Below are 3,691 nucleotides of genomic sequence, written 5' to 3' on the forward strand. Positions count from 1 at the left end.
CCTGGGGTCCCTCATATACGGCCCTCCCGTCTCCTGCGCCCCTCCCGGAACTGTCCACATCAGTGTAGCCAATCCAACTCGAGCCTGCTCAAGGCCTGCGCGGCCAGGCCGGCGGGCGCCCGCACGACGATCCACTCGGACCGCGGCGGCCACTACCGCTGGCCGGAGTGGATCGGGATCTGCGAGGAGAACGGGCTGGTCAGGAGCATGTCCGCGAAGGGCTGCAGCCCGGACAACTCGGCCTGCGAGGGCTTCTTCGGCCGTCTCAAGAACGAGTTCTTCCACTACAGGGACTGGGAGGGCGTGACGGCCGAGGAGTTCATGGGCAGGCTCGAGGCCTACCTCGTGTACTATCGGGACGGGCGCATCAAGAAGTCCCTCGGGTGGCTCAGCCCGATGGAGTACCGCAGGAAGCTTGGATACGCCTAGGCGCGGTCCAAGAAATCGTCCGCACCCCCTTTGCGGGCTAAGCAGGAACTATTTCACCGCAACTGAATTTCAGGTCAGGCACCCGCAGCAAGAAGGCGAATAGCCTCGGCCTCCCTAGTTACCGCAGGAGGCCCCAGGGCTTACCTCCCAAATCTTTCCGCAGGACGGAAGGACCCCGCCGCGCGAAGCGCACGGCGGGGTCCTGACATGTCCGAGGACGATTTGGGAGGTAAGCCCTGGGAGCTCCGATGGGGGCGGTTCCAGCCGAGGCTATTCGTCGCCGAAGCTGATGCCCAGCGCCTTGGCCTCGCGCACCAGATCACTCTGGGGGTCGACAAACTTGAGCTTGCCGGCGACATCCTCGAGCGGCATGTGGCACATTTTGCCGTCGCGCAGGGCAATCATGTAGCCAAACTCGCCGCGCAGGCAGCCGAGCGCTGCCTCGACGCCGCACTGGGTCGCAAAGATGCGGTCCTGGGCGTCGGGCTGGCCGCCGCGCTGCGTGTGGCCGGGGATGGCGACGCGGGTCTCGCGACCGGTCTTGGCCTCGATCTCCTTGGCGATGTCGTACACGATTGACGGGCTCGTGCGCTCGGCGAGCTTCTTCTTGTACTCCTTCTTGGGCAGCGCCGCGTCCTCCTTGGAGATAGCGCCCTCGGCGACGGCCACGATAGTAAAGCGGCTGCCGGTCTCCATGCGATGCTCGATGGTCTTGATGACGTTATCCATGTCGTAGGGAATCTCGGGAATCAAGATGACATCTGCGCCGCCCGCGACGCCGGCATACAGCGGAATCCAGCCAACCTTGTGACCCATGATCTCGATAACGAACACGCGGCCGTGACTTGAGGCGGTGGTGTGAATGTCGTCGATGCACTTGGTAGCGACGTCGATGGCGCTCGTAAAGCCAAACGTCAACTCGGTGCCCCAGGTGTCGTTATCGATGGTCTTGGGCAGGGCGATAACGTTGAGGCCCTCTTCGCGCAGGCGGTTGGCGGTCTTGGTGGAGCCGTTGCCGCCCAGCATAAACAGGCAGTCGAGCTGCAGCTTATGATAGGTGTGGACCATCGCCGGCACCTTCTCGACGCCGTCGGCCTCGGGAGTGTCCAGGCGCTTGAACGGCGTACGGCTCGTGCCCAGGATGGTGCCGCCGCGGGTGAGGATGCCGCTAAAATCGGCGGGAGTCATGACACGGAATCTGCTGTAGATAAGGCCCTGGTAGCCGTCCTCAAAACCATAGATCTCGATAGGTTCTTCGCTATTGGTCATAAGCGTTTTGACGATGCCGCGCATAGTGGCGTTGAGTGCCTGGCAGTCGCCGCCACTGGTAAGAAGACCGATCCTAAGCATGATGAATCCTTCCGGGCAAGTTATAACATGCGCATAAGTTTACCCCCGCACACTGTTGATACGGGGGTAAAACGTGTTAGCTCAAGCGTATGGAAATGTAAACAACGTCAGGCGAGCGTAAGGCCGACGGGCCTGGCTCCTTACAGTGCGAAGGCGTCGACGTCGCCCCAGTGGCGGCGCAGCGTAATAGCGGCGGCGGGTTCGGTATTGTCAAAGACGACCGACCATTGCGTATTGCTGGTGATGTCTTCCGGATTGGGTTCTTGCGCTGCGGCGCGCAGGGCTTCCCAGACAATCGTTTCGTCCTGGGCACCGACATGGGCGTCAAGGACATCGGCGATCGCGACGGCGCGCTCTTTACCATGGCCCAGCTCGCCATTCTTTTGGTTGGGCAGCACTTCGTCGTCATAGCAGGCGTAGAAGTTCGTAACCTGGCGTACAGGAGTCGCTTTGAAAGCGCGGTCCGGATCGCGCGGATCCCACTCTACTACGTGCGCGTCACCGGCGGCGTCGTTGATAAAGAAGTGGTAATCGCGTCCTGCCATGGCGTGCATGTCGTAGGCGGAAAGCAGGTCGACAGCTTCTTGCGTGGTGGCGGCACGGTCGAGCACCAGACGGATGGCGAGCGAGGTGTTGATGACGGGCCGTTGCGTGTCCTGGTCACAGGGCTTGGAATCCAGGGTGAGTACGGCAACGGACACGCCGCATTCGTTAACACCGTCGAGCTGGGCAAACGGGCCCATCAACGCCGCGGCACGTCCGGCGACGGAGTCAAGCGGAGTGTTATCGCCCAGGTTGTTAAGGGCGGCAAGCCCGATGGAAGCATAGCCGCCGCGTGGGTGATTGCGCACCAGCAGCGCCGAGGTGTCGTCCTTAAAGTCGTAATTGCGACCGGTGCGCACGCGACCTTCGGCATCTACGGCGACAAAAGCGCTGCAGGCAAACTGGGGCGCCTGGACATGTGCCGGCACACCGGGCAGCACCTGCGCCACCACGGCATCGATGTAGGCCTGGTCGTCGCGCACGCCAGCGGCGATGATGCGATCGAGATCGTAGTCGTAGGCGATGTCGATTGCATACAGGTCATAGCCATCCGCGTAGCCGGTCAAGCGTTTGAGCGACGCGGCGGACTTGATTTGCTTGTGATAAACGATACCGGTGGCAGCGGCAAGGCCGACGGCGACTCCCGCGACACCGCAGGTGATGGCAATGTTACGTGGCTTCATGACGGCTCCTCTCGTCCTGTTAGCGCAATTGTCGCAAAAGGAGCGCGGGCATGATGGCTCAACTTGGTGAGTGGCGCGGAATTAAGCACGGAATGAAGAGTGCGGCGCTGGCGTGGCGGGGTATGCTGGAGGGGACCATCAACCCAGCGAAAGGGGAGAGCATGACGGATCAGGAAACGCCCGAGCGCGCGCATGTGACGGCCGATGATATCGAGGCCGCCAACGACCTTATCGACTTTATCGAGGCATGCCCCAGTATGTTCCATACGGCGGCGACCATTATGGCCGAGCTCGACGAGGCGGGCTTTACCTACCTGCCCGAGAATGCGGCGTGGGACATCGAACCGGGCGGGCGTTATTACACGCAGCGCAACACCTCGAGCGTTGTTGCCTTTAAGGTGGGCGAGGACCTGGCCGCGACGTGGGGCGAGGACGGCGTCGCCGGTGACTATCATTTTCAGCTCACGGCGTCGCACAGCGATTCGCCGACGTTTAAGGTCAAGGCCGTGCCCGAGCTCGATGGCGCAGGCGAGACGCTGCGCCTGAACACCGAGGCCTATGGCGGCATGATCGACTACACCTGGTTCGACCGCCCGCTGGCGCTGGCCGGACGTGTGCTGGTGCGCGAGGGCGACCGTATTGAGAGCCGCCTGCTTGCCACCGAGCGCGAGGTCGCTATTATCCCG

Annotated in this window: 3 protein-coding genes and 1 pseudogene; 2 read left to right on the forward strand and 2 right to left on the reverse strand. The window is 62.3% G+C overall.

The window, feature by feature from the left end:
- The coding region (locus tag AB5405_RS08300; RefSeq protein ID WP_368138159.1) for an IS3 family transposase at positions 1-429 on the forward strand (429 nt) is incomplete at its 5' end.
- Between the two features lie 270 nt (positions 430-699).
- On the opposite strand, the gene AB5405_RS08305 is transcribed toward AB5405_RS08300, so the two are convergent.
- Entirely contained in the window at positions 700-1,779 is a 1,080-nt protein-coding gene (locus AB5405_RS08305; protein WP_196025713.1) for a 6-phosphofructokinase, read from the reverse strand.
- 140 nt (positions 1,780-1,919) lie between these two features.
- Positions 1,920-3,005: a carcinine hydrolase/isopenicillin-N N-acyltransferase family protein gene (locus AB5405_RS08310; RefSeq protein ID WP_368138160.1), complete on the reverse strand. Its 1,086-nt coding sequence runs from the start codon at positions 3,003-3,005 to the stop codon at positions 1,920-1,922.
- A 161-nt stretch (positions 3,006-3,166) separates the two neighbouring features.
- Here AB5405_RS08310 and AB5405_RS08315 point away from each other — a divergent pair.
- A pseudogene (locus AB5405_RS08315) lies at positions 3,167-3,691 on the forward strand (M18 family aminopeptidase); the annotation flags it as partial.

Origin of the sequence: Collinsella aerofaciens (genome assembly GCF_040920445.1) — a bacterium.
GTDB lineage: Bacteria > Actinomycetota > Coriobacteriia > Coriobacteriales > Coriobacteriaceae > Collinsella > Collinsella aerofaciens_BH.

Excerpts from the sequence above, each read along its gene's own strand:
- AB5405_RS08305 (WP_196025713.1), bottom strand. The coding sequence starts at position 1,779 with ATGCTTAGGATCGGTCTTCTTACCAGTGGCGGCGACTGCCAGGCACTC.
- AB5405_RS08310 (WP_368138160.1), bottom strand. The coding sequence starts at position 3,005 with ATGAAGCCACGTAACATTGCCATCACCTGCGGTGTCGCGGGAGTCGCC.